Source organism: Kribbella sp. NPDC006257, assembly GCF_040613535.1.
Taxonomy (GTDB): Bacteria; Actinomycetota; Actinomycetes; order Propionibacteriales; family Kribbellaceae; genus Kribbella.
On sequence record NZ_JBEXSJ010000033.1, the window covers coordinates 24422 to 48881 of the forward strand.

The following is a 24460-nucleotide window of genomic DNA, read 5'->3' on the forward strand; positions in this document are numbered from 1 at the left end:
TCAGTCAATAGGCAGTGCGGCCGCGTATTCCTCGTCGGTGACTGGGTCGAGCCAGTGGACGGTGGCATGGTCCTCGTCGGCCTCGTTGATGGCGAGGTGGACCATCAGGCGGTTGGGGGCGGCGCCGTGCCAGTGCTCTTCGTCAGCTTCGAAGAGCACCCGGTCGCCGGGGCGGATGACCTCGATGGGGCCGCCTCGGCGCTGGCAGAGTCCGGTGCCTTCGGTGACGAAGACGGTTTGGCTCAACGGGTGGCGATGCCAATGGGTCCGGGCGCCGGGCATGAAGTGGACGAGGTTCGCGGCGATCCGGGAGGGGGCCGGGGCCGCGGCGACCGCGTCGATGTAGACGTCGCCGGTGAACCAGTCGGCCGGTCCTTTGACGGTGTCGAGGGAGCTGCGGGTGATCTGCATGGATTCCTCTAGCTGGAAGTCGTCGGGGTTTGTGCCCATGAGGCGAGCAGTTGGAGCCTTTCGGCGGATGGTGAGCCGGGTTCGGCGGTGTAGACCAGGAGTACCAGTCCTGGCTCGGCGGTGATCGCGAGTTCTTCGTAGGCGAGTGTGAGTTCGCCGACGACGGGATGGTTGAACCGCTTGGTGCCGGAGCAGTGGGTGCGGACGTTGTGGTCGGCCCACAGCTGGCGGAAGGTCTCGCTGCGGGTGGAGAGTTCACCGACGAGGTCCTGGAGGCCACGGTCGTGCGGGTCGCGGCCGGCCTCGGCGCGCATGATGCCGACGCACATCTGAGCGAACAGCTCCCAGTCCGGGTAGAAGTCCCGCGAGGCCGGGTCGAGGAACTGGAACCGGGCCAGGTTCGGGGTGCGTCCGCCGTCGCCGAGGACGGGTGAGTAGAAGGCCCGGCCGAGCGTGTTCGTGGCGAGCAGGTTCTGGTGCGAATCGCGGACGAAGGCGACGCCGTCTGTGATCGCCTCCAGCGTCCATTGCAAACTGAGTCGCGAGGCAGCCTTGCCCGGCGTACGGCGGCGCGGTCGGCCCGAGACCGGGATTCCGTCGGCGGCGCGGGCCAGGTCGAACAGGTGAGCGCGTTCGGTGTCGTCCAGCTGCAGCGCCCGGGCGAGTGCGTCGAGGACGCCGGTCGAGGCTCCGGCGATCTGGCCGCGCTCGAGGCGGGCGTAGTACTCGACGCTCAGTCCGGCGATGGTTGCCACTTCGCTGCGGCGTAGACCAGGCACCCGCCGGCTGCCGGTGGTGGGCAGCCCGGCCTGGTCCGGGGTGATGCGGGCACGACGAGTGGTGAGGAACTCGCGTACCTCCTGACGGTTGTCCACGACATCGACCCTAGCCCGCCCGCAGCGGTGTCAAAGGGCATGAGGGATGTCCTGTCAGTACACCCATCGACAGTGACTTCTTCCTCAGCAAGCCGACGGGTTCACTCGAAGGTGCCCCACTCGTTTGATCAGGAGGAGTTGCACGCGATGCGCCAGGTTGTGATGTACGGCCCCGGGAACGTTCAGGTCGAGGACCGCGCGGACCCGAAGATCGTCGAGCCGACCGACGCGATCATCCGGCTGTCGGCGACCTGCATCTGCGGGAGTGACCTGTGGCCCTATCGAGGCGCCGAGCCCGTCGACCACCAGGTCATGGGCCACGAGTACGTCGGTGTCGTGGAGGAGATCGGTGATGAGGTCCGGACCGTCAAGGTCGGTGACTTCGTGGTCGGCTCGTTCTGGGCGTCGGACAACACCTGCGAGATCTGTCGGGCCGGCTACCAGGCCTACTGCGTGCACCGTGTCCTGATGGGCACCCGCGGCACCCAGTCGGAACGGGCCCGCATCCCGCTGGCCGACGGCACTCTGGTCGCCACCCCGGGAATGCCCGACCCGGACCTGATCCCATCGCTGATGGCGGCGTCCGACGTACTGGGCACCGGTTGGTTCGCCGCGGTCGCTGCCGAGGCCGGACCGGGGAAGACGGTCGCGGTCGTCGGTGACGGTGCCGTGGGCCTGTTGGGCATCCTGGCCGCGCAGCAACTGGGCGCCGAGCGGATCATCGCGTTCAGCCGTCATGCCGATCGGCAGGCGCTGGCCAAGGAGTTCGGCGCCACCGACATCGTCGAGGAGCGCGGTGAGGACGGCGTGGCCCGGGTCAAGGAGCTCACCGGCGGGCTCGGAGCGCACTCGGTGATCGAGGCGGTCGGCACTCAGGAAGCGATGATGCAGGCGATTCACTCCACCAGGGCGGGTGGCCACGTCGGGTTCGTCGGCGTCTCCCACGACGTGGCGATCCCCGGCGACGAACTGTTCATGGCCGGCGTGCACATCCACGGCGGCCCTGCCCCGGTCCGGCAGTATCTGCCCGAGCTCGTCCAGCTGATCTGGGACCGCAAGATCAACCCCGGCAAGGTCTTCGACCTGACCCTGCCCCTCGACCGGGCCGCCGAGGGATACCGGGCGATGGACCAGCGGACCGCCACCAAGGTCCTGCTCACCGTCTGACCTTGATCCAGCAAACCCCCGGACGCCGATCGGCGTCCGGGGGTTTGCGGTTGTGTACCGGGCGGTCGAGTAGCTGGTCCAGCGGGGCGGCAGGCCGCAGGATAGGGGCAGCGGGCCCCCTCGGACGGGGCAGATTCCGGTGGGTGAGATCACTCGGAAGAGGGCTTGTGAAAGTTTTCACGAGCGCAGTATCCTGAAGTAGACATGAAGTTGGAGCACCACTCAGGGAGAGTGAGCCGGATGACAGCCCAGGTACCGCACATCCTCGTCGTCGGGGGCGGTTACGTCGGGATGTACACCGCCTACGGCCTGCGCAAGGCTGCCAGGCGCGGGAGGATCCGTGTGACCGTGGTCGACCCGCGGTCCGTGATGACGTACCAGCCGTTCCTGCCCGAGGCAGCGGCCGGTTCGGTGGAGCCGCGGCACGTCGTGGTGCCGCTGCGCAAGACGCTCAAGGGATGCCGGGTCGTCACCGGCCGGGTGACGAGCATCGACCACGCGCACAAGGTCGCGAAGGTGATGCCGGAGGAGGGCCCGGACTACGAGCTCGGCTACGACCAGATCGTGGTCGCGCTCGGCTCGATCGCCCGCACGCTGCCGATCCCCGGTCTCGCCGAGCAGGCGATCGGGTTCAAGAACGTCGAAGAGGCGATCGCCCTTCGGAACAAGGTGCTGGACCGGCTCGACGTCGCGTCCTCCCAGCCCGACCCGGTGCTGCGCAAGGCCGCACTGACCTTCGTCTTCATCGGTGGTGGATACGCAGGCGTCGAGGCGTTCGCGGAGCTGGAGGACATGGCCCGCTACGCCACCCGGTACTACGACAACATCAAGCCGGAGGACATGCGCTGGGTGCTGGTCGAGGCGACCGGCCGGATCCTCCCGGAGGTCGGCGAGGAGCTCGGCAAATACACGGTCGACCAGCTCCGCAAGCGCAACATGGACATCAAGCTGGAGACCCGGCTGGAGTCCTGCGAGAAGGGCCATGTCGTCCTCAGCGACGGCGAGGAGTTCGACGCCGACACGATCGTCTGGACGGCCGGCGTGAAGGCCAACCCGGCGCTGGCGATGACCGACTTCCCGCTGGACGAGCGCGGCCGGATCAAGTGCCTCCCGAACCTGCGGATCGAGGGCGAGGACGACGCCTGGTCCGCCGGTGACAACGCGGCCGTCCCCGACCTGACCTCGGACACCGGTGCGTACTGCGCCCCGAACGCCCAGCACGCCGTCCGCCAGGCCCACCGGCTCGCCGCGAACATCCTCCGCGTCGTCGACGGGCAGCCGCCGCAGGACTACAAGCACAAGTACGTGGGCTCGGTCGCCAGCCTCGGCCTGCACAAGGGCGTCGCCCAGCTGTACGGCGTGAAGGTGAAGGGCTGGCCGGCCTGGTTCCTGCACCGGACGTACCACGTCTCCCGGGTGCCCACCTTCAACCGCAAGGCCCGGGTCATCCTCGACTGGACCCTCGCGCTGTTCTTCCGTCGCGAGGTCACCAGCCTCGGCAGCCTGCAGACCCCCAACGACGAGTTCCGCCGCGCGGCAGGCTCCAAGTAACAGTCGTCTCGCGTTACGTCCGAAGAAGCGGAGGGATGTGCGGTCCACTTCTTCGGACGCAACCTGGCTTGTTCGGATCTCAGCGGGTTTCGTCGAGGAGGCCGGCGTCGTGGGCGAGCAGGGCGATCTGGACGCGGTTGTTGAGGTCGAGCTTGGTCAGGATCCGGGAGACGTGCGTCTTGACCGTGGGGACGCTGAGGTAGAGGGTCGCGCTGATCTCGGCGTTCGACTTGCCCTCGCCGACCGCGACGGCGATCTCGCGTTCCCGGTCGTTCAGCACCGCCAGCCGATCGGCAGCCTTCGACTTGCGCTGGTCCTGACCGGAGTCCGCGACCCGGCTGATCAGCCGCTTGGTCACCGCGGGGGAGAGCACCGGCTGGCCGTTCACGACCCGGCGGACCGCCTCGACGATCTCGGCCGGCGGGGTGTCCTTGAGAACGAAACCGGCCGCACCGGCGCGGAGCGCCCGTAGTACGTGCTCGTCGGCATCGAACGTGGTCAGGATGACGACCTCGGGCGCGCCCGGCCGGCGGCGGAGCGTCTCGGTCGCGGTCAGGCCGTCCGTCCCCGGCATCCGGATGTCCATCAGCACGACGTCGGGGGAGAGCTGGTCGATCAGCCCGGTCACGCCGGCGCCGTCGCCCGCCTCACCGACCACCCGGATGTCCGGCGCGCCACCCAGCATCAACTTGAGCCCGGCGCGCAGCAAAGGATCGTCATCCACGATCAGGACCCGAATCGTCATGCAGGCCACGGTAACCAAGCAGCGAGCCGGAAGTCGCCCGCATCGGTCCGCCCGTGCTCGAGCCGCCCGTCCACCAGCGCTGCTCGCTCGGTCAATCCCCTGAGCCCTTGCCCGTCGCCGGTACCCCGCTGCGGTGCCGGATTGACCACCTCGACCTCCAACCCGTTGCCCGGGGCACCGATCACGCGGATCCGGACCGGTTCGCCAGGTGCGTGTTTGAGCGCGTTCGTCAGGCCCTCCTGGACGATCCGGTACGCCGTCCGGCCGACGTGGTCGGGAAGGATGCCGGGGGCATCGAAATCGAGTTCGACCGGGAGACCGGCTTTGCGGGAGTCCTCGACCAGGATCGGGAGGTCGGCGAAGGTGGGCTGGGGGAGTTCGCCGACGGGCGCTCGTAGTACGCCGATCACTTCTCTCAGGTCCTGCAAGGCCTGGTGGGCGCTGGCGCGGATGATCTCGGCGGCACCACCGACCTCCTCGGCCGACGCGTCCGGTCGGTACGCGAGGGCGCCGGCGTGGACGCTGAGCAGGGACAGACGATGCCCGAGTACGTCGTGCATCTCACGGGCGATCTCCTCGCGGGCCCGGAGCTGGGCCTGCTGCGCCTGGAGTTTGGCGACGGTCTCGGCGCGGTCGGCGCGGTCTCTGAGAGTCTGCAGGAGCTGGCGGCGGGAGCGGATGTAGAGCGCCCAGCCGACGACTGCCGCGTAGATCGCCAGAGAGAAGCCGATGGTGACGCCCCAGGGCTCGGGCTTCTGGCGTACCTCGGCGTAGATGACGATGCTGACGATGTTCGCCACGAAGACCCAGAAGGTGGCGCGGAGCGGGCGGTGGATCGTCACGGTCATGACGAGGATCAGGGTCGCGGCGCCGGCGGCGTCGGAGTACGTCGTCATCAACGCCCCGGCGATGGCCAGCTGGACCGGCCAGCGGCGGCGGAACCAGAGCGCGCAGCAGAGCACGATCCCGCTGACGAAGTCGAGCGCCAGCAGGCCGGACGAGATCGGGTCGTGGTCGCCCGCGTCGTACAGGAGGAGGCTGCCCAGCAGAGCCGCGATGAAGACGAACGTGTCGACCACCCAGTCACGGCGGCTCCGCCGGTGAGGTGTGGTCATGGTGACGACGATAGTGGCGCCGCGGGTTTGTTCGAGGGCTTCCCGGGGAGTCCGAATACCGAAGTCATGGCAGGTCGAGACTTTCGGCCAGGTAGGTTCTGCGCCATGAGTCAGCTCGCAGTCACCGTCATCGGTCCGGACCGCCCGGGCATCATCGCCGACGTCACCGAGGCCCTGGTCGGTACCGGCGTGAACCTCGAGGACTCCTCGATGACCCTGCTGCGCGGGCACTTCGCGATGATGATCGTCTGCGCCGGCGACTTCTCGTCGGTCAAGGAAGCGTTGGAGCCGCTCCGCGGGGAACTGGTGATCACGGTGCGCCAGATGGGTCCCGAACTGGCTCATGCGGCGATCGGAGCGCCGTACATGCTCAGCGTGCACGGAGCGGACCGGCCGGGGATCGTCTCTGCTGTCACCCGGATGATCGCCTCGGTGGGCGGGACCATCACCGATCTGACCACGCGGCTGAGCGGTGCTCTGTATGTGCTGACGGCTGAGGTCGAGCTGCCCGCAACGGCCGACCTGGAGTTGCTCCAGCGCGCTCTCGAGATCACCGCGGAAGAACTCGGCGTCGGCGTCACCTTGCGCCCAGCCGAGAGCGACGACCTGTGATCAACCAGCTTCTCGAGACCTGGACGCCGGCCCAGCTCGGGCTCGTCGGCGATGTGCTGGAGGTGATCCGCGCGCCTCACCCCGTCCTCGCCACCGAGGGCGCCGACGTGGACCCCATGGACCCGGTGATGATCGCCCTCGCAGCAGACCTGGTCGCCACGATGCGCGTCTCGCCCGGCTGCGTCGGCCTGGCGGCCCCTCAAGTCGGCGTCGCCGCCCAAATGTTCGCTCTGGACGTGACGGGCCACCCGAAGACCCGCACCTGCCATGGCGTCTTCGTCCTCTGCAACGCGTCGGTGATCGAAGCCACCCGCCAGGAAAAGGCCCGCGAGGGTTGCATGTCCGTCCCCGACCTCACCGGCGACGTCAAACGAGCCACCCGCCTGACCATCCGCGGCACCCTCCCCGGCACGGTGGATCTGCTCACCCTCACCACCGACGCCTTCGAGGCCCGCGCGATCCAGCACGAACTCGACCACTGCGCCGGCAAACTCTTCCTCGACCGGGTAGCCGGCGCCCACGCCCTCTACCCCCGCAAGGTCTACCTCTAACAGCGCGGTCCACCCCCGTTCCTTGTATCGTCATCCCCTGACGTAGGCCCGGGTGGCGGAACGGCAGACGCAGCGAGCTTAAACCTCGCAGCCGAAAGGCATACGGGTTCGAATCCCGTCCCGGGCACTATGCGGACTGACCTGCGCAGATGCCTGGCGAGGAATATTAGCCACGCCGCAAGGATGGCCACTTTGGTTGCACCAGTGGTTGCAATTGCGCTCGGACTCATGCCCACAACGCCTTGCCCATCTTGGTGGCCGCGTCTTCGGCAAGCTTGCTCGTGACGTGCGTGTACCGCTTGGTCACGGCGAGACTGGAATGTCCGAGGATCTCTTGTACAACCCGGATGTCAACGCCTTGTTCGAGCAGGAGGGTGGCGGCGGTGTGGCGTGCGTCGTGGGGTCGAGCGTTGCGAAGGCCGGCCGATTGGAGCATGGCCTTGAACTCGCCCCAGTCAGCCCTTGGGTTGACGGGTTTGCCGGTTGGGCCCGCAAAAACGAGATCCCAGTCTTCCCACTGATCTCCGGCAGCGAGACGCTCCGCGGACTGGGCAGCCTTCTGCGCCTTGAGTTGCGGTATCAGTCGCAACGAGGATCACCTCCCCAGGCCGATCGCTGTACACATCGCGAACCTTGCCCTGATGAAGAAGCTCCACGCCACTGTTCTAGCACACCATCAACCATGAGGGCACAGTGCATCTACTCGTCACAGGGCGATGACAAGTACGAGTAACTAGACTAATCTGTCTCACTCACACTGTGGGGGTGTGTATTTGCTAAGTGTGGGGGAATTGTCGTGGTAGTTGAAGGTATTGCGCTGTCCGCAGCCCAAAAGGGAGCCTCTCGGGCTATGAATTGGGCTAGTGGAAGTTTAAGCAAAAGGTGGGCGACGCGGCAAACAAAGCAGCAGCTATCTCAGTCGGCCTCGTCAAGCAGCGAACTCAGCCTCCTCGATGAACTTGACGAGCTAGAAAGCGAGTCCCTGCATGCATTCTTCGCAACTGTCGAGTTCGAGAGGATCACCTTCTCGTTAGCGTCACTACAGATGCTTCAGGCCCTGGGCGAGGGGTCTATCGTTCAATTAGACGACTTAAAGACAGAACTCAGGCACGCACTGCGCCTCAATATTTGTATCACCAATGAGGTCATTCTATCAAAGCTAACTACAGTCGTGTTTGACTTGATTGAAACTAACGTCACCGCACAGGTGGCACAATATTTCGATCAAGGTAAGCAATTGACGCCTCAGATGCGAGCTTCGATTGCCAAGATGGCTGGCAATGTAGCGGCAGCGACTACGCGGAATGCGGATATTCTGAGCCATCTGGACGATCTTGTCGGATTCCGTAAAGTTGAGCAAGAATTAAAGGCGGCCTACAGGAATTCGCATTCAAAGATGCGGCTGCCTCACGCCGGAACGACTAGGCAGGTCCCCTACTCGCAATTGTTCGTGCAGCCGTTCCTAATCGCCGCGGATACCCAAGCGCGCCTTCCGGAGTCGGCAAAGGAACGCGATCTCCCCTCACTGCTAGGGGAAACTCACCGACTAGTACTCCTTGGTGACCCAGGCGGCGGCAAGTCTACTTCTGCAATAAAACTTGCTCACGACATTAACGCCGGCAAGGCACGCGGCCTACCGGCGACGATATGCTTCCTGGTCGTTCTGCGTGACTTTGCGCGCGAATATAGTGAGCAGAAGCTTTCGCTGGTCGACTATATAATTACCACTACCTCCGCCCTTTATCACATAACCGTATCCCATGCCTCAATCGAGCATAGTCTTTTGAATGGGCGCGCGGTTCTCGTATTCGATGGTCTAGACGAGTTGTTGGACACTTCGCTCCGCCGTGAAATTGTTCAAGCGGTCGAAGGCTTTTGTCATCGATTCCCAACGACCCCAGTGTTGGTGACATCGCGGAAAGTCGGTTACGAAGAAGCGCCACTCGACCCAGACCTCTTTCATGAAGTGCACCTTGACAGGTTCAGTTTCAGTCAAGTTAGAGAATATGCGGAGAAGTGGTTCAAGCTCGACGCGTCCGTGCCAAACGAAAACCGCAAGGCCTTGACCGATGCCTTTCTTTCTGACAGTCAGTTTGTGCGGGATCTGACTTCTAATCCGCTCCTACTTTCACTTATGTGCGGCCTCTATGCTAGCGAACGGTATATACCGAAGAATCGCCCAGACGTCTACGAGCGTTGCGCGCTGTTGCTATTCGAGAAATGGGATAGGCAGCGCGGCATCGTAGCTCCGTTGCCGTTCGATGCACACGTGCAGTCGGCAATGCGAGCGCTCGCCTTATGGCTATACCCGCGGACCGAGGCGCAGACCGGCCTGTCACGCGGCAAGCTAATTGAGTGGGTCAGGTCTTACCTGCTAGAGAAGCGGTTTGATAATGAAGACGATGCAGAGCAGGCTGCTACCGAGTTCATTGATTTTTGTAAGGGTCGAGCCTGGGTTCTCACTGACGTGGGTGCCGAATTATATGGTTTCACGCATCGAACATTCCTGGAATATTTTGCCGCAAGTCAGCTTGTAAAAACGAAGCGAAGTGCACGGTCTCTATTCGCTGAACTTTGGCCACACATCAAGCGAGCCGAATGGGAAGTCGTTGCCCAACTATCCCTTCAAATCCTTGGAAAATCAGTTGATGACGGCGCCGATGACTTCCTGCACCTCTTGGTCGAGCGATCTATCCGCTCAAAGCGGCCCATCGAGTCTTATAATGGATTAGCGTTCGCCTGCCGAGCGCTTAACTTCATTGTGCCTCGCCCAGCCGTCCTTCGGCTGATCGTTGAATCGGTAGTTGATAGCCATTGTTCCAAATGGGGTACTGTAAAATCTCCCAGCCGCAGTTTCACTGCCCTTGCGGAAGGAATATCTGGTGTCGCTCTGGAAAATCAGAAGCTGACCGCAAAATATTTCGAGAACAGAATTCTGGAGAGGTTGAAGGCTGAGCCAATGGATCAGCCTGCTCTTCTGCTAGCTTGGTCCATCGTTGACTATGGCAGGAACAAGATTCAACCTGAAGCAGAAGAGTTCTGGGAACTGAAGCAGGAGGAGTACGCTGAACTTTTATCGAGTTTTATAGAAGTACAGGCGCGAACCATTCCGTGGGTTGCAACTAAGCTAGCTGTTCAAAAAGCCTACTCGCTCAAGGAGCTTTTCTCTAAATTCGGAATGAGTGCCCTGTTTGATCCGCATCAGACCGGCGATCTGCTGATGCTTCCTCCGGCCTACCTGGCGTGTGCAACAGCTAATGGACTGACCATGCGCGACATGGTGCTCACGGAGGCGCAACTTGCTGAGTTCTATGAAATCTTGATTGAATCTGACTTTCCCTGGCTGCGCGACCGTAGACCTTACCGCGAGATTGCATTTGTTGGCACTGTGCCGGGCTTGATGCAGAAGGTTAGTCCCACGCACCGGTCGGTGGCTGTGCTAGCTAAGCTCGCACTGTGGGAAGTGCGTTGGCCCCATGCGCGAAGCGCGACCCGCGTCAGAAGGAACCGCTCTAGACTGCTGTTCAGCTTCGCTGGAGACCTGGAGGAGCCAGGAGCTCGCAAATTCTGGCGCACCGCCGATGACGCGGTGGAAGCTGATTCGCGGATCTCGGAGAAAATCATCGGGCCTCTAAATCTACTACCCGGGGCGTCCGATCTCGTGGTTCGCTGGTTTAACGGAGAGCTTAGCTTCGTCGGCAACCCCAAGTAGCCACTTCGCAGAATTGCCGCCATGCGGCCTGACAAGTTTCTCTACGTCTTCAAGACGGGCCCCTTCCAGGGCCCGAAAGCGCGCCGCCACCGAAGGACCGGGGGAGCGGGGGAGCCTCCGGCTCCTCGCCTAAGGGCTCGTCGGCCCCGTCCCCCGTTGGCTTGGCGCGCATGTGCCAAGGGTGCCGGTTGCAGACAGCAGAACTCGCCATCAACGATCGACACCCTGTGATCTAGCTACTCGCCAATCGGCCGGCTACCCGCCGCCGTGGTCCAGGGTGGGCCGCCGTCTGATCGTGGGTTCCCGCATCGTCCCGCTAGCAATCATGGGAGGGACGGTCCGGCCCGGCCCGCGTCAAGGGCGCCTCCAGCGTCGCTCCGCGATCGAGCAAGCTCGCCCCTGGACCCACGCCGAACCGGACCTGAGGTCGGCAGCTATCGGGACGATGCGAGAAGACTGCCCGCTGCTTGACACGTAACTGTCATTGGCCAATTTTGGTTGGGCTTGGTTCTATTTTCTTCCCAGCATTCTCGGGGTAGTCGTTGAATATCATCCCGAGGATCAATTCCTTGGCAAGTGGATCCTTGCGAAATGACGGGCTCAATTCTTTTCGTATTGCAGTGACGACCGCAGCGTACCGATCCCAAAGTTCTAACTTGGCATCTGGGTGATCGAGGAGATTGCCACCGTAGTTCGTCACGATGAGGTATGTATGTTTATGCCAACTGCGGAGGGCCTCGATGGTCTCCTTGCTGCCCCAGAGAGCTGCCTGAGATCGGATGAGCGATTCTGATGCTTTTGGCCCGCCGCTAGACAGGTCCTTGACGAACGACTCTGTCATGTGAGTGATCAACTTTTCGTATATATCCTCGCGATGTCGATGCTCTGAAACCTCTAGCTCGCGACGGCGCTGTTGGCGCCAACCGACAGCTGCTTGCAAGCCGACGAAAGCTGCGAGGCCTGAGGCGACCATTCCAGCGCCCGATGGAACGTATGATTCTGGCCACTTCTTCATCAGCCCGCCAGGCAGTCCGCCAATGATGAGAATGGATCCAGCGATGAAGGTCGCAATACAAAAGAATCTGATAGTCCAGTATGGCCACTGGCGCTCAGTCAACGTCTTCCCCTATTTTCTGCCCGGAGTCAATAGTCCGGATGCTTCCAGTTTGCGGATACGGTATGGATGCGCAAGTCCTTCGTCGAGAATGTATCGCCTCGATGCAGGACTGCCGCGTGCCTTGACATCTAACGGTCAAGTATTCGAGCTATCCTCAGCGTCTGCCATCGCAGCAACGGTTTTGATTGCGGCCGTGACCTTGGGCCCTAGGAAGCCCCATTGTTGATGTTTCATAATCCTTGTAAATACAGCTTGGGGTGCATTCATCTGACGCAAGAAGCATAAGACGAATGCCCAGTATAGTGATTCCGCGAGGAAGTAAAGATCTGGAGCGTCGCGCCGTATGTGCCTGCCGAGGTGATGAGCGATATCGTCGCGCTCAAATTTGACCGCTTTTGCCCACTCTTCAGCACTCGTGCCGAGTAATGCTAAAAACTCTGGACCAGCGAGCTTTCCGCAGCGCTCGATCCGGGTCTTGAAATTGCTCCCCTGGTATCCGGTGACCGTCTTGTCGAAAGACTCTAATGCCGCGGCTCGATTCAATAGGCGGTCGGAGACAAACATGGATTCCGAATAGCTGGTAGCCATTACCGCGCTCAGGAGAGATCGGTAATCGGCTGCACAGTCGAGCCACTGTTTGACGCCGGACATACCTCCAAGGTCGCCGTAGGAGAAGTACATCTCATGTGGCGCCAGTTTCTTCGCTGCTGCGTTGTCGCGGACGTTCCATCGTGCGTAGTAATGAAGCGCCAACTCACCAACATCTGTGCCAGCGAGCGTCTGTTCCTGTACATCAGGCCGCGAGAACCAGATATGAGTGTATTCAGCTATCCTGCCAGTTCCCACGGATACCAAATCCTGGAAATCGCTTGTCATGTCGAGCAAGTCTTGCAGTTCGACCAGAGCAGAATTTCGGATCGTGAACTTGTAGTTCTGAGATAGTTCGCGACTGACTATGCCTTCGCCTGCCCAGCCAATACCGTGCACGAGAGTACATTTCATGCCGTTGGCTAGGTCGGCTTGCTCGGCCGGCCGTTGCGTGATGCGTAAAGTCTTCGTGAGCTCACCTGAAGGCGTACTCTCCAAGTCTTCTTCGAAGCCGCCAATATCGATCCAATGGCTCAGATACCGTGTGCTCACGCTGACGCCCTCAGCGTCCATTGGATCACCATCGAACCAGGCGCCCTTTATAGCTGAATTAGCTCTGATGATCTCCTCTTCCTGCATTGACGGGAAGTGGGCTGATCCTTTGGTTCTGAAGCAATCAATCAGCGTGAATGCGCTAGATCCACTTTGGCCATGGATTAGCGGATAAGACCCATCCAGTGAAGATTCAGTTAGCTCGGTCTGTATCGAGCCATCTTCCAATACAGTGGACTTCTCATCATAACTTTTAAGAGTGCCCGCCAGTACGAGTTCTGTACCTTTGTCCGGATCGTACGATAGTCGCCCGACTACTGCATTCGCAGGCTTTTCCGGCAGCCACCACTTGCCATTCACTTCAAAGGCTTCGTTTGCCATTGTCTTCCCCCTACGCGCGTCCTGATTGATTTGGTCTCGCGTCTCCCGATGCCCCCACCGGATACCTACGAGGAACCACATCCTCCACCTCGCGATGGTCTCTGGCTAGAGTCCAGGGTGTCGATGTAGTGAGCTTCGTCTGCAAGCTTTTCGAATGTCGATGAATCGGCTGGCCTCAAGAGGCCAGCTTGGAGCCACTCTTCGACAGCCTCCCCGCGTTTGGGATTGCGCATGTAGATCACGCGAGCCATCCAGTCCTCAGAGTTGATCTTCTGCCACTCCAGGATCAGACCAACCCATGGGCCACGTTGGCCCCGGTTGTCTCCGAGGACCCAGCAGTGTCTCTTGAAGGGGTCCGGGCGCCTTGGTCGGGGGTATCGCTTGTTGCCGCCCATGCGAGCAACAGTAGAACATGTGTTCGATGCTGGCTAGTTGACGCCTACGTGTCAATGGACGCCAGCGCAGTGTGGCCATCGGTAACGTCGGCAGCCCGTTCGCGATTGAATCAGTATGACGGACAGTAGCGACGAAGCCAGGTTCCATCGAATCGTGATTGAGTTCGAGGTCGAGATCACCGACCTGATTGCCCTGAAGACTGCCTACGGCCTCGAAGGCACCTCGCCTACCGGTGAACTCATGATGATCGAAGCGCCGGACGCCGGAAGTATGGCAGGGAGCATCTTCATGCGAGGCGCCTACGAACGGCTGAAGGAGAGCGGAGTCAACTACATGGGCGGCAGTGTGCTGCCCCGATTCGTCGATGACGATGGGAACTACCCGGAGTTCGCGATCCCCGCGATGCCGGGACGTGGCGATCCTGCTGACCTCTAAAAGGAGTCGTACAGCCTCACATCGAGCCCCGCAGGTCGCGACATCGATAGGCCTCTCGTGGGAGAGATTTGCGAGATCGCCAGGCGTATGAACGGCTCGAAACCGAATCCAACGCGCTGCAATCAGAAGCGTGAGATCGCCTTGCAGTAAAGGCATCGAGCGCCATCCCGCGTAGAAGGCTGCCACGACTCCCGCCCATGGCATGGAAGAGGTCAGATTTGATCGCTCACAACTGCTGCAAGAAGCCGTGGGTGGTTGCAGTTCAGTGCTGTTCACCACTGGTCGGCGTGGTACCGCCCTAAGGTCTTGTGGCTCAGATGAACGACTGCGGACTGTCCGGTATGGCCTCAGGTCGAACTTAAACCTCGCAGACGAAAGGCATACGGGTTCGAATCCCGTCCCGGGCACTGTGGTTGCGGATACTCGGGTGCGTGGATATCGACGGATTCTGGCGAGTGGTGGAGTCTGCCCGAGTTGCGGCCGGATCAGACGCGGATCGAGCCCGCGCAGACGGCCGGCCGAGTGCGGTCGCTGAGGCGTTGGTGGCAGAGCTGGTGAGACTTCCTCGTCCAGAAATCATCGCGTTCGACGACCTGTTCAGCGACGTGCGTGCCCAGGCCGACCTGTGGAACGGCCGTGCGGCCTGCTGGAACATCGAGTACAGATATCTCTCCGATGACGGATTCGCCGACTTCCGCGCAGGCCTCGTTGCACCCGCCGACGATCGCTGGGATCTCCGCAGCGAAGCCGAGTGGAGCAACCGCCTCCCCGACCTGAGCCAACTCTTCGCAGCCCGATTCCAACCCAACTGACAACCGCCGTCCCGATCGACAGGAGATAGGGCCTGTACTGCGGGCGCCCGTCGCTTGGGTGAGCGTGGTGGGCGGGCGGGGGCGCGGGTATTTCCTGTCGATCGGGACGAGCTTGGGGTACGGCATTGGTCGGGACGGGGCCTGGGGGTTCTGCGTTCGTCGGTCGGGCTTGGAGGTACTGCGTTGGTCGGGTCGGGCTTGGGTCGGCGGGCGGGCGGGTGGGCCTACGATCCCGGGATGAGATTTGTGATGGTGCCGGGTGGGTGGCAGGGCGGGTGGGTGTTTGACGAGGTGGCGGCGGAGTTGCGCCGGGGTGGGCATGTGGTGGAGGCGGTGACGCTTGCGGGGTTGGAGAGTGAGGGGCCGGGGGAGGGGGAGTTGCCGGCGAATCTTGCGGATCATGTCGAGCAGGTCGCCGGCGTGGTGGAGCGGGGTGGTGGGGAGCCGGTTGCGTTGTGTGGGCACAGTTATGCGGGGCTGGTGATCGCCGGGGTTGCGGATGGGGTGGGGGAGCGGATTGATGAGCTGGTGTTCATCGATGCGTATGTGCCGGAGGACGGGGACTCGTGCTGGTCGTTGACCAGCGACAGTTTCCGGGAGCTGTTCATCGCCGGAGCACGTGGCGACGGGCGGTGGGTGGCGGCGCCGGAGGGGATGGATCCGCGGGCGCGGGCGCATCCGCTGGCTAGCTTTGTGCAGTCGGTGCGGCTGCGGGGTGGGGTTGGGCAGGCGGTCGGGCGGACGTACATCAGTGGGGGTTCGTGGGACGGCAGTCCGTTCGTGGAGTTGACCGAACGGTTGCGGAGCGACTCGGGGTGGCGGGTATACGAAGTACCGGTTGGGCACAACATCGCGCGTCGGGATCCGCAGCGGTTGGCGGACATTCTTCAGGAGATCGCCGGAGATAGGTAAAGCGGGGACTTTTGCTGGGAGTGAATTAAGGCAAAGGCCCGGCCGGGGTTGCCGGCCGGGCCATTACGGAGTGCGGAATTTGTACGTGGCGCGCGTTGAATTCGATTCAGTGAATTCGGCGCCGGGTGGTTCAGTAAATCTTGAGTGAGCTGGCGGTGTCGCCGCCGCCGTGGGCCGCGGAGCTGCCGGCCGGCATGTCGTGGTGGGTGCCGTTGAAGCTGGCGTCGGTCCACCAGCGGGCCAGGTGCGAACCGCGGTTCGCCCAGGAGGACATCTCGTCGTTGAAACCGTAGTCGCTCAGGTGGGCGATCGACGTACCGGATGAGCTCCACTTGAGCATCCGGCCGGAATAGCTGCCGTCCTGCCACAGGCAGACCCAGCCGGACGGGCAGTCGCCGAAGACGGTCGGGGACATCGACACATCGACGCCGCCGGGCATCCGCATCCAGCGGCCGTCGGCGCTGAGCTGCCCGCCCTGCGCGGTGAGTTTCTGGGTCAGCGACGGCTGCGCCGAAACGGCCGACGCCGGCAGCAGAGCGACGGAGAATGCGGCAGCGGTGGTCGCTGCCAAAGCCACGGCAATTCGTACCTTATTCATGGGGCGGACTCCTTCTGAGGGGCGGTTACTAGCAACAGATAGTGCGCCGAAGTTGACTGTCCGTCAACAAGTCACTGAGAAATTCAATGGCCCGTTATTTAGTGACCATGAATGTTTCGAAAACATCCACCGGCTGTTGGTGGGCGGTCGCGCGGCTGTGAGAGAGCGGACAGAGTTGAGGCGGAAACGTTGATTGCGCGGGTGCGGCGCGCGTCAATGGAGACGTGAGTACCTACCGTGGTCAGGTGTTGACCGGCGCCGTGCTGGGGCCGTTGGTGGTCTGCGCGGTGCTGAGTCCGTTCCGGGACAGCTTCGACAACGCGAACGCGGCATTGCTCCTGGTGCTGCTGATCGTCGCCGTAGCTGCGGTCGGAATCCGGCCGGCCGGCGTGGTCGCGGCGGTGTCGAGCGCGGTGTGGTTCGACTTCTTCCTCACCGTTCCGTACAACCGGCTGACGATCGACGACGGCAACGACATCGAGACCACGATCCTGCTGGTCGTGATCGGCGCCGCGGTCACCGAGATCGCGATCTGGGGCCGTCGGCAACAAGCACGGGCGAGTCGCCAGAAAGGCTACCTGGACGGGGTTCTCACCGCATCGAACGCTGCCGCGCAAGGCTCGTCCACCGAAGACCTGATCGAACAGGTGACGGCCGAGCTGGTCGCAGTACTGCAGATCGACCAGTGCCGGTTCGTTGCCGGTGGCAAGCGTACGAACGCACCGCAGCTCAACCATGACGGTTCGGTCTCGCGCGGCGGTCACCCGCTGAAGGTCGAGCGCGACGGGCTGCCCACGAACGCGGAGATCGAGCTGGTCGTGCAACACGCCGGTACGCCGAAAGGCCGCTTCCTGCTCACCGCGGCCGCCCGCATCACCCGCCCCGACCTCGAACAACGCCTGGTCGCCGTAGCCCTAGCCGACCAGGTCGGCGCCGCCCTGGCCGCCGAACACGCAACCCCCTGACCTGGCCTGCGGGAAGAACCTCTCCCGGGTGGTCACCGGCTCCGGCGCCGTACTTGCCCATACAAGTACGGCGCTGCTCCGGTTTCCGCACCCGCCTGGTCAACGCGGCCTGATCCCTGCGCGAAGGGTCGGACCGGGCGGCGCGCCGGGATGGGTGGTTAGGGGTGGGGGGATGGGGCAGGGTTGGCGGGTGATGGATGACGAGGTGGGGCAGCGGGCGGTGGGGATGGCGATTCGGGCTGGGTTCGCGATGCCGGAGGTGGTGAAGGCGCAGTCGGATCGGGAGGGGCGCTACGTCGCCCTCGAGCTGCGGAGTTCGTCCGGTGTGGTGATGTATGTGACGCCTGAAGGGGCCGCGTTGCGCGGGAGTGTGCTGGATCTGGTGTTTCTGCAGGAATACGTGATGGTGCAGCTGGGGTTGGCCAGGCATCGGCAGGTGCTGCCGCTGGTGATCGGGGTGCCGATCGTGGTGCTGGGGATCTTGTTGAGCTTCGTGGTGGGGGTGTGGCCGGCGATTCTGGCGGCGGTGGTGGCGATTCCGGTGGCCTGGTCGAGTTACGAGTGGTTCTGGAACCGGCGGTTCATGCGGCGGGTGGATCGGCGGCTCGCCGACTTGATGGGGGCTGAGGTGTTCCAGGGCGCGCTCCGGGGGCTGGCCGAGAGCAAGGCGTGGCCGCGGAGCTTCGGGTGGCTCTATGAGGGGGCTCTGCCGTTGCCGCCGGAGCGCCTGAGCTGGCTGTAGACGGTTGGGTTGCGCAACCGTTTGCGTGCGCGGGGTTCCGGTTGGGGAACACCTAGCTGATCCTCAGGCGTTGTTAAGGGTGGGCCCGTAGTATCTGAGCACGGCCCACAGTGGGTCGACAGTTGGGTCATCTGGAGGATGGCATGCAGAGGAGCAGTAACCCGGTGCTGAACCGGTCGAGTGCGTTTGCGCCTGGCCAAGGCCAGGCTTACCCCGGGGCGGCTCCGTACGGCCAGCCCGGTCCCTATGGTCAACCCGGCCAGTACGGCGGACCCGGCATGCCGCCCCAGCAGTACCAGGGGGCGCCGGCGGCCAGCCGTCCGATGACGTTGGACGACGTCATCGTCAAGACCGCCGTGACGCTGGGTGTGGTCGTCGCGGCCGCCGCCGTGTCGTGGTGGGCGGTTCCGACCAGCCTGGTGACGCCGGTGTTCCTCGCCGGTCTGCTGGGTGCGTTCGTGGTCGGGATGGTGCTGTCGTTCGCGCGGAAGATCAACCCCGCGCTGGTGATGGTCTACGCGGTGCTCGAGGGTGCGTTCCTCGGGATCGGCAGCAAGTTCATCGCGAACTGGGTCGGTGACCCGACGATCGTCGTCCAGGCCGTGCTGGCCACGATGGTGACGGCGGGGCTGACGCTCGCGACGTACAAGTACTTCAACATCAAGGTCACGCCGCGGTTCACCCGGATGGTCGTCGTCGCGACGATGGGCTTCGCCGGCGTGATCCTGATCAACCTGGTGCTCAGCCTGTTCGGCATCGGTACCGGCATCTCCGGCATGGGCCCGCTGGGTCTGCTGTTCGCCGCGATCGGCGCCGGTCTGGCGGTGTTCAACCTGATCCTCGACTTCGACATGATCGAGCAGGGTGTGCGCGCCGGAGCCCCGCAGAACGAGGCCTGGCGGGCGGCGTTCGGCCTGACCGTCACGCTGGTCTGGCTGTACTGGAACCTGCTCCGCATCCTCGCAATCCTGCGCGGCAACTAGCACCCGAGCAGTTACTAGCCCCAAGCAACAGCCCGGCTCTCCCAACGGAGAGCCGGGCTGTTGCCTTTCCCGCACAGTATTTTCACGCCGGTACGCCGGTACGCCGGTACGCGGGCTACATCGGGTGCCTGAGGTGCACGGGACGCGCCGGATGCCTGAGATGCCTTGTGGAGTGGGGGTTTGGGGGATCGCGTCGTACGAGAGGCGGGGGTGGAGATGCAGAGAAAGCCTGCCCTTCCACCTGAAAGGGCAGGCTTTCTGCTGAAAGATTCTCCGTTCGGCTCGTCAGCCCATACGCCGGTGCGCTTTGACCAGGTCGTATTCGTGGACGATGGCTGTGGCGTGCCCGTGAGCGAGGGCGTACTCGCTGGAAAGCCACCGCACCCTGTCGTCGAAGCGCAGGAACGACGGTCCGTCGTTCATCAGCCTGAACCACTCGGTCATCTCACGCCCGGTGCACTGGGGCACCTTCTCCACCAGACGTTGGTGCGTCTCCTCGGAGTGGTTAAGGCCCATCTTCGCCTCCCGTCAGCGGGGTAATGCGTAGTTATCGACTGTGCACCAGGAGAAGGCCGCAATCAAGCCCCTCTTGATGAAAGTCATCGCTCAGCGGACACACAATCGCCCAACAGGCAGGGTTCCCGCGCCTCCATCGATTGTGGTCGAGGTGAGGGAAGGCGGTGGGTAGGCGCGGACACGATCTCTCCACAGCAGGCTTCCCGGCCTTCTTCTGCCTGTGGTTGGGGTGACGCAAAGGGCGGATTTACGTGGCCGCTGGAATCGGGGTCGCGTCGTCGATGCGGTCGACCTCGGGCTTGGGGTGGCGGCGGCGGTGGCGGAGGTGGACCCAGCGGCCTCGGGGGCCTTGGTCGTTGCCGGCTACCTGGGCGGCGGCGACCTCGGTGCCCGCGGTCCGGGCTGCCTGGACGGCTGCTTCGGCGATCGGGAGAACCGCCTCGCCGCGGAACGACTCGAGGTTGGCGAACGACTCGGTCCCGACACCGACGGCAGCAGCGACCGACGGGAGCAAGGCAGCAGCCGCAGCGGCGTACCCGGTGACGGAGGGGTGGAAATTGTCCGGTCCCCACATCGACGGGTTGGTCCGGAAGGCTTCGCTGAGCAGCGACCCCATCGAGACGGTCCGCCCGCCGGCCTCGACGACCGCGATCGTCTGGGCCGCGGCGAGTCGCTGGCTCCAGGTCCGTGCCACCTGGCGCAACGGCGGCATGATCGGCCGGACGACCCCGAGATCCGGGCAGGTTCCGACGACGACCTCGCAGTTGGCGGCGCGCAACCGGCGTACGGCGCTGTCCAGCAGCCGGACCGAGGCGGACGGCGGCACCTGGGCCTTCACGTCGTTCACGCCGATCAGAATCGCCGCCACATGCGGCCCCGCAAGCAGCGCGGTGTCCACCTGCCCGGCCAGATCGATCGACTTCGCACCGGTCTTCGAGACGTCGACCAGCCGGACCGGTCGCTGCGCGAGCTCGGCCAGGCCGCTCGCCAGCAGGACGCCGGGCGTCTCGTCGGGGGAGGACGTGCCGTATCCGGCGGCACTGGAATCGCCGATCATGGCCAACGTGATCGGATGTCCTGGATAGCGGCCGTACAAGCCGTCGCCCCGGGTGGGGTAGTACCTCATCGGCCCGATCAGTCGTTTGGCGTACTCAGCTTCCGCGCTCAGTACGCCGTACAGCATCGCCCCGATGAGTCCGAGCCCCCCGCCCCCGAAAGCTGCGGCCTGGGCCAGTCGCTTCGCGGCCCGGGCTTTACTCATGAGTCAAGGATTACACGCTGTGACCTCGAAGCAAGCGAAATAGGGGGATCGCCACGCTGTCCCATACAGTGAGATTCGTGCGCTACTCAGAATCTCTCCTGGACCTGGTCGGCAACACCCCGCTGGTGCGGCTCACGAGGACGACCGACGGTGCCAAGCCGCTCGTGCTCGCCAAAGTGGAGTACTTCAACCCCGGCGGCTCGGTGAAGGACCGGATCGCGGTCCGGATGATCGAGGCCGCGGAGGCCTCCGGTGAGCTCAAGCCGGGCGGCACGATCGTCGAGCCGACGTCCGGCAACACCGGCGTCGGGCTGGCGATGGTTGCCCAGGCGAAGGGCTACAAGTGCGTCTTCGTCTGCCCGGACAAGGTCAGCGAGGACAAGCGCAACGTGCTCAAGGCGTACGGCGCCGAGGTGGTCGTCTGCCCGACCGCGGTCGCCCCGGAGCACCCCGACTCCTACTACAACGTCTCCGACCGGCTGGTCCGCGAGATCGAGGGCGCCTGGAAGCCGAACCAGTACGCCAACGTGAACAACCCGATCTCGCACTACGAGTCGACCGGCCCGGAGCTCTGGGAGCAGACCGAGGGCAAGATCACCCACTTCGTGGCGGGTGTCGGCACCGGCGGCACGATCAGCGGCACCGGCAAGTACCTCAAGGAGGTCTCCGGCGGCAAGGTGCAGATCATCGGCGCCGACCCGGAGGGTTCGGTGTACTCCGGCGGCAGCGGCCGGCCGTACCTGGTCGAGGGCGTCGGCGAGGACTTCTGGCCGGACACGTACGACAAGACCATCTGCGACCGGATCATCGAGGTCTCCGACGCGGAGTCGTTCGCCGTCACCCGGCGGCTGGCACGCGAAGAGGCGATGCTGGTCGGCGGTTCAGCCGGTATGGCGGCGGCCGCGGCGATCCGGTTGGCCAAGGAGCTCGATGATCCCGACGCGGTGATCGTTGTGTTGCTTCCCGACGGTGGCCGGGGCTACCTGACCAAGGTGTTCAACGACGACTGGCTCGCGCAGTACGGATTCCTCGCGCACGCGCGGCAGGGCACCACGCTCGGCCAGGTGCTGGCGGGCAAGGACGGCAGTATGCCGCCGCTGGTGCACACCCACCCGCACGAGACGGTCGCCGAGGCGATCGAGATCCTGCGCGAGTACGGCGTATCGCAGATGCCCGTCGTCCGGGCGGAGCCGCCGGTGATGGCGGCCGAGGTGGCCGGCGCGGTCTCCGAGCGGACGCTGATGGACGCCCTGTACTCCGGCAAGGCGCGGCTGGCCGACATGGTCGAGCAGCACATGGACCCGGCGCTGCCGTCACTCGGCGCGGGCGAGCCGGTCGCCAAGGCGGTCGAACTGCTCGAGGGCCGCGACGCGCTGATGGTGCTGGACGACGGCAAGCCGGTCGGCGTCCTCACCCGCCAGGACCTGCTGGGGCACCTCTCCATCGACTGAAGCGAAGGCTGGAAGCGCGGCCTAGCGGTCGACGACGGTAGGGACGATGGCGATCAGGACCGTGACCAGGATGCCGAGCACGATGCCTGCTGTACCGAGGATCTGAAGGATTTCCATACTTCAAGAGTCCTTCGGCAAGCAGGCCCGGACATCGGTCCGCGGACCTGTCCTGCCGTCATCCCGCGGTCGCAGCCAGTTGCCTCATGCTCCTACTTTTGTTGCTGAGAGCAAGAAAACGCGAACGTCCGCAGAGCCGGGGGGAACAGGCTCTGCGGACGCGGGTCTCCGGACGCGCACCTGGGCGTCGGAGAAGAGAGATCAGCGGTCGACGACGGACGGCACGATGGCGATCAGGGCCGTGACGAGCACACCGGCGACGATGGCGACCGCGCTGAGGATCTGGATCAGGTTCATGCCTCAAGATTGCCCCGCGCCGGGCGTTGTCACATCGGCCTGAAGACCTGTCTTCGGGTCATCCCATGGTCGTAGTCACGACCCCGGCGGCTCATCCTAGGGTTGCCCGGGGAAACCCTGACCAACGAACCAGGGCGTAGTCGGACGGGTCCAGCCGGCGGGTCCGGCGCCAGTAGGCGAAGGTGAAGTGCGGCCAGATGTAGGAGTTCCGCCCCTGGTCGTCGATGTACCAGCTGTCGCAGCCGGATTGCCAGACCGTCCCGTCGAGTTCGCCCTGGACCTTGCCGACGAACTCCTGCTGGGCGTCTTCGCGGACCTCCAGGTACGTCGCGCCACGGCGCCGGAGCAGATCGAGCGCCTGCATCACGTACCGGACCTGCGCCTCGACCATGAAGATCACCGACGAGTGCCCCTGGCCGGTGTTCGGGCCGGTGAGCAGGAAGAGGTTCGGGAAGCCGGCGACGGTGATGCCGAGATGGGCGCCGATCCCGTTCTGCTTCCAGGTGTCGGCCAGGTCGGCACCGTCCTTGCCGGTGATCCGGAGCCGGGTCAGGTTGGCGGCGACGTCGAACCCGGTGCCGAACACGATCGTGTCGCAGGGGTTCTCGACCCCGTCGGTCGTCACGACGCCGGTCGGGGTGATCCGGCTGATGCCGGTGGTGATCAGGTCCACGTTGTCGCGGGCGAGTGCGGGGTAGTAGTCGTTCGAAATGAGGATCCGCTTGCAACCGATCTGGTAATCGGGGGTCAGCTGTGCCCGGAGTACGGGGTCTTTCACTTGTTTGCGGAGATGCCGGCGGGCTTGGAGTTCGAGGCCCTTGACCAGCTTCGGGTTGCCGGCGAGACCTGCGCCGCGGGCTTCGAGACCCCAGTAGATGACGTTGCGGATCGCGCGCTGTCCGGCCGGGAAGCGTTCGTGCAGGGCGCGTTCGCGGGCGCCGATCGCGCGGTCCGGCTTGGGGGTGATCCACGGTGGGGTGCGCTGGTAGAGGTCGAGGTGGGCGACCTGCTCGGCGATCCGCGGGACGAACTGGATGGCGGAGGCGCCGGTGCCGATGACGGCGACCCGGCGGCCGGTGAGGTCGTGATCGTGGTCCCAGTGCGACGAGTGGAAGGTCGTGCCGGTGAACGTGTCGAGGCCGGGCAGGTCGGGGACCTTCGGCAGGTGCAGGCTGCCGACGCCGGTCACCAGGGCCTGCGTCTCGATGGTCTCGTCGCCGTTCACAGTGACGGTCCAGCGGCCGGTCGTCTCGTCGAAGACGGCTTCGGTGAGCTCCGCGCCGTACCGGATCTTGTCGGCGATCCCGTACTTCGTGGCGCAGTGCTTCAGATACGCCAGGATCTCGTCCCACGGCGCGAACATCCGGGTCCAGTGCGGGTTCGGCTCGAAGGAGAACGAGTAGAGGTACGACGGGATGTCGCACGCGCACCCCGGATAGGTGTTGTCCCGCCACGTCCCACCGAGCTCGTCGGCTTTCTCCAGGATGACGAAGTCCTCGCACCCGGCCTGCCGCAACTTGATCCCCATACACAGCCCGGCGAACCCGGACCCCACCACGACAACCTCGGTCTGCGCCATGCTCGCGAACATTACTTGC

General features: G+C 63.9%; 23 protein-coding genes and 1 tRNA gene. 13 read left to right on the forward strand and 11 right to left on the reverse strand.

What is annotated here, in order from left to right; genetic code table 11:
• Both ABZ004_RS31055 and ABZ004_RS31060 read right to left on the reverse strand, forming a co-directional pair.
• Window positions 1-450 (reverse strand): cupin domain-containing protein, encoded by a 450-nt coding sequence (locus ABZ004_RS31055; protein ID WP_355684639.1) that lies wholly within the window; start codon window positions 448-450, stop codon window positions 1-3.
• Window positions 420-1286 (reverse strand): helix-turn-helix transcriptional regulator, encoded by an 867-nt coding sequence (locus ABZ004_RS31060; RefSeq protein WP_355684640.1) that lies wholly within the window; start codon window positions 1284-1286, stop codon window positions 420-422. Before ABZ004_RS31060 ends, ABZ004_RS31055 begins: the two co-directional genes overlap by 31 nt.
• A 147-nt stretch (window positions 1287-1433) precedes the next feature.
• On the opposite strand from ABZ004_RS31060, the gene ABZ004_RS31065 reads away from it, so the two are divergent.
• The gene (locus tag ABZ004_RS31065; protein ID WP_355684641.1) at window positions 1434-2453 is read left to right on the forward strand and encodes a zinc-dependent alcohol dehydrogenase family protein; all 1020 of its coding nucleotides are present in this window, start codon (window positions 1434-1436) and stop codon (window positions 2451-2453) included.
• A 240-nt stretch (window positions 2454-2693) separates the two neighbouring features.
• Window positions 2694-4004: an NAD(P)/FAD-dependent oxidoreductase gene (locus ABZ004_RS31070; RefSeq protein WP_355684642.1), complete on the forward strand. Its 1311-nt coding sequence runs from the start codon at window positions 2694-2696 to the stop codon at window positions 4002-4004.
• 79 nt (window positions 4005-4083) lie between these two features.
• Here ABZ004_RS31070 and ABZ004_RS31075 read toward each other — a convergent pair whose 3' ends face one another.
• Window positions 4084-4749 (reverse strand): response regulator transcription factor, encoded by a 666-nt coding sequence (locus ABZ004_RS31075; protein WP_355684643.1) that lies wholly within the window; start codon window positions 4747-4749, stop codon window positions 4084-4086.
• Window positions 4746-5864, reverse strand: coding sequence for a histidine kinase (locus ABZ004_RS31080; RefSeq protein WP_355684644.1), 1119 nt, complete (start codon window positions 5862-5864; stop codon window positions 4746-4748). Before ABZ004_RS31080 ends, ABZ004_RS31075 begins: the two co-directional genes overlap by 4 nt.
• 105 nt (window positions 5865-5969) lie before the next feature.
• On the opposite strand from ABZ004_RS31080, the gene ABZ004_RS31085 reads away from it, so the two are divergent.
• The 3 genes from ABZ004_RS31085 (at window position 5970) to ABZ004_RS31095 (ending at window position 7154) form a co-directional block, all read left to right on the forward strand.
• The gene (locus ABZ004_RS31085; RefSeq protein WP_355684645.1) at window positions 5970-6476 is read left to right on the forward strand and encodes an ACT domain-containing protein; all 507 of its coding nucleotides are present in this window, start codon (window positions 5970-5972) and stop codon (window positions 6474-6476) included.
• Window positions 6473-7027 (forward strand): peptide deformylase, encoded by a 555-nt coding sequence (locus ABZ004_RS31090; RefSeq protein ID WP_355684646.1) that lies wholly within the window; start codon window positions 6473-6475, stop codon window positions 7025-7027. The genes ABZ004_RS31085 and ABZ004_RS31090 overlap by 4 nt, the downstream gene beginning before the upstream one ends.
• A gap of 46 nt (window positions 7028-7073) precedes the next feature.
• A tRNA-Leu gene (locus ABZ004_RS31095) sits at window positions 7074-7154 on the forward strand.
• Between the two features lie 99 nt (window positions 7155-7253).
• Here the strand turns inward: ABZ004_RS31095 and ABZ004_RS31100 are convergent.
• On the reverse strand, window positions 7254-7616 hold the full coding sequence (locus ABZ004_RS31100; RefSeq protein WP_355684647.1) for a tyrosine-type recombinase/integrase: 363 nt from the start codon (window positions 7614-7616) through the stop codon (window positions 7254-7256).
• Between the two features lie 456 nt (window positions 7617-8072).
• On the opposite strand from ABZ004_RS31100, the gene ABZ004_RS31105 reads away from it, so the two are divergent.
• Window positions 8073-10739: an NACHT domain-containing protein gene (locus ABZ004_RS31105; RefSeq protein ID WP_355684648.1), complete on the forward strand. Its 2667-nt coding sequence runs from the start codon at window positions 8073-8075 to the stop codon at window positions 10737-10739.
• 481 nt (window positions 10740-11220) lie between these two features.
• Here the strand turns inward: ABZ004_RS31105 and ABZ004_RS31110 are convergent, their stop codons facing one another.
• Together ABZ004_RS31110 and ABZ004_RS31115 are read right to left on the reverse strand one after the other, a co-directional pair.
• A complete protein-coding gene (locus ABZ004_RS31110) occupies window positions 11221-11856 on the reverse strand; it encodes a hypothetical protein (RefSeq protein ID WP_355684649.1) in 636 nt (211 codons plus the stop codon).
• A 135-nt stretch (window positions 11857-11991) separates the two neighbouring features.
• Window positions 11992-13377 (reverse strand): HEPN domain-containing protein, encoded by a 1386-nt coding sequence (locus ABZ004_RS31115; RefSeq protein ID WP_355684650.1) that lies wholly within the window; start codon window positions 13375-13377, stop codon window positions 11992-11994.
• A gap of 549 nt (window positions 13378-13926) precedes the next feature.
• Between ABZ004_RS31115 and ABZ004_RS31120 the strand changes: the two genes are divergently transcribed.
• The 3 genes from ABZ004_RS31120 (at window position 13927) to ABZ004_RS31130 (ending at window position 15932) form a co-directional block, all read left to right on the forward strand.
• The gene (locus ABZ004_RS31120) at window positions 13927-14208 is read left to right on the forward strand and encodes a hypothetical protein (RefSeq protein ID WP_355684651.1); all 282 of its coding nucleotides are present in this window, start codon (window positions 13927-13929) and stop codon (window positions 14206-14208) included.
• A gap of 431 nt (window positions 14209-14639) precedes the next feature.
• Window positions 14640-15020: a DUF4240 domain-containing protein gene (locus ABZ004_RS31125; protein ID WP_355684652.1), complete on the forward strand. Its 381-nt coding sequence runs from the start codon at window positions 14640-14642 to the stop codon at window positions 15018-15020.
• A 237-nt stretch (window positions 15021-15257) separates the two neighbouring features.
• On the forward strand, window positions 15258-15932 hold the full coding sequence (locus tag ABZ004_RS31130) for an alpha/beta fold hydrolase (RefSeq protein WP_355684653.1): 675 nt from the start codon (window positions 15258-15260) through the stop codon (window positions 15930-15932).
• 130 nt (window positions 15933-16062) lie between these two features.
• Here ABZ004_RS31130 and ABZ004_RS31135 read toward each other — a convergent pair whose 3' ends face one another.
• Complete coding sequence (locus ABZ004_RS31135; protein ID WP_355684654.1) at window positions 16063-16530, reverse strand: peptidase inhibitor family I36 protein; 468 nt, start codon at window positions 16528-16530, stop codon at window positions 16063-16065.
• 224 nt (window positions 16531-16754) lie between these two features.
• Between ABZ004_RS31135 and ABZ004_RS31140 the strand changes: the two genes are divergently transcribed.
• The 3 genes from ABZ004_RS31140 (at window position 16755) to ABZ004_RS31150 (ending at window position 19220) form a co-directional block, all read left to right on the forward strand.
• Entirely contained in the window at window positions 16755-17495 is a 741-nt protein-coding gene (locus ABZ004_RS31140; RefSeq protein WP_355684655.1) for a DUF4118 domain-containing protein, read from the forward strand.
• Between the two features lie 193 nt (window positions 17496-17688).
• Window positions 17689-18237, forward strand: coding sequence for a hypothetical protein (locus tag ABZ004_RS31145; RefSeq protein WP_355684656.1), 549 nt, complete (start codon window positions 17689-17691; stop codon window positions 18235-18237).
• A gap of 143 nt (window positions 18238-18380) precedes the next feature.
• Window positions 18381-19220: a Bax inhibitor-1/YccA family protein gene (locus tag ABZ004_RS31150; RefSeq protein ID WP_355684657.1), complete on the forward strand. Its 840-nt coding sequence runs from the start codon at window positions 18381-18383 to the stop codon at window positions 19218-19220.
• Between the two features lie 285 nt (window positions 19221-19505).
• Here the strand turns inward: ABZ004_RS31150 and ABZ004_RS31155 are convergent, their stop codons facing one another.
• Both ABZ004_RS31155 and ABZ004_RS31160 read right to left on the reverse strand, forming a co-directional pair.
• On the reverse strand, window positions 19506-19736 hold the full coding sequence (locus tag ABZ004_RS31155) for a DUF4287 domain-containing protein (RefSeq protein WP_355684658.1): 231 nt from the start codon (window positions 19734-19736) through the stop codon (window positions 19506-19508).
• Between the two features lie 247 nt (window positions 19737-19983).
• Entirely contained in the window at window positions 19984-20997 is a 1014-nt protein-coding gene (locus tag ABZ004_RS31160; protein ID WP_355684659.1) for an SGNH/GDSL hydrolase family protein, read from the reverse strand.
• A 77-nt stretch (window positions 20998-21074) separates the two neighbouring features.
• Between ABZ004_RS31160 and ABZ004_RS31165 the strand changes: the two genes are divergently transcribed.
• Window positions 21075-22448 (forward strand): cystathionine beta-synthase, encoded by a 1374-nt coding sequence (locus tag ABZ004_RS31165; RefSeq protein WP_355684660.1) that lies wholly within the window; start codon window positions 21075-21077, stop codon window positions 22446-22448.
• Window positions 22449-22953: 505 nt separating this feature from the next.
• Here the strand turns inward: ABZ004_RS31165 and ABZ004_RS31170 are convergent.
• Entirely contained in the window at window positions 22954-24441 is a 1488-nt protein-coding gene (locus tag ABZ004_RS31170) for an NAD(P)/FAD-dependent oxidoreductase (protein ID WP_355684661.1), read from the reverse strand.
• Window positions 24442-24460: the final 19 nt, after the last annotated feature.

Coding starts and splice junctions, on each gene's coding strand:
- ABZ004_RS31055 (WP_355684639.1), bottom strand. CDS start 450: ATGGGCACAAACCCCGACGACTTCCAGCTAGAGGAATCCATGCAGATC.
- ABZ004_RS31065 (WP_355684641.1), top strand. CDS start 1,434: ATGCGCCAGGTTGTGATGTACGGCCCCGGGAACGTTCAGGTCGAGGAC.
- ABZ004_RS31070 (WP_355684642.1), top strand. CDS start 2,694: ATGACAGCCCAGGTACCGCACATCCTCGTCGTCGGGGGCGGTTACGTC.
- ABZ004_RS31075 (WP_355684643.1), bottom strand. CDS start 4,749: ATGACGATTCGGGTCCTGATCGTGGATGACGATCCTTTGCTGCGCGCC.
- ABZ004_RS31080 (WP_355684644.1), bottom strand. CDS start 5,864: ATGACCACACCTCACCGGCGGAGCCGCCGTGACTGGGTGGTCGACACG.
- ABZ004_RS31085 (WP_355684645.1), top strand. CDS start 5,970: ATGAGTCAGCTCGCAGTCACCGTCATCGGTCCGGACCGCCCGGGCATC.
- ABZ004_RS31105 (WP_355684648.1), top strand. CDS start 8,073: ATGCTTCAGGCCCTGGGCGAGGGGTCTATCGTTCAATTAGACGACTTA.
- ABZ004_RS31115 (WP_355684650.1), bottom strand. CDS start 13,377: ATGGCAAACGAAGCCTTTGAAGTGAATGGCAAGTGGTGGCTGCCGGAA.
- ABZ004_RS31130 (WP_355684653.1), top strand. CDS start 15,258: ATGAGATTTGTGATGGTGCCGGGTGGGTGGCAGGGCGGGTGGGTGTTT.
- ABZ004_RS31135 (WP_355684654.1), bottom strand. CDS start 16,530: ATGAATAAGGTACGAATTGCCGTGGCTTTGGCAGCGACCACCGCTGCC.
- ABZ004_RS31145 (WP_355684656.1), top strand. CDS start 17,689: ATGGATGACGAGGTGGGGCAGCGGGCGGTGGGGATGGCGATTCGGGCT.
- ABZ004_RS31150 (WP_355684657.1), top strand. CDS start 18,381: ATGCAGAGGAGCAGTAACCCGGTGCTGAACCGGTCGAGTGCGTTTGCG.
- ABZ004_RS31155 (WP_355684658.1), bottom strand. CDS start 19,736: ATGGGCCTTAACCACTCCGAGGAGACGCACCAACGTCTGGTGGAGAAG.
- ABZ004_RS31160 (WP_355684659.1), bottom strand. CDS start 20,997: ATGAGTAAAGCCCGGGCCGCGAAGCGACTGGCCCAGGCCGCAGCTTTC.
- ABZ004_RS31170 (WP_355684661.1), bottom strand. CDS start 24,441: ATGGCGCAGACCGAGGTTGTCGTGGTGGGGTCCGGGTTCGCCGGGCTG.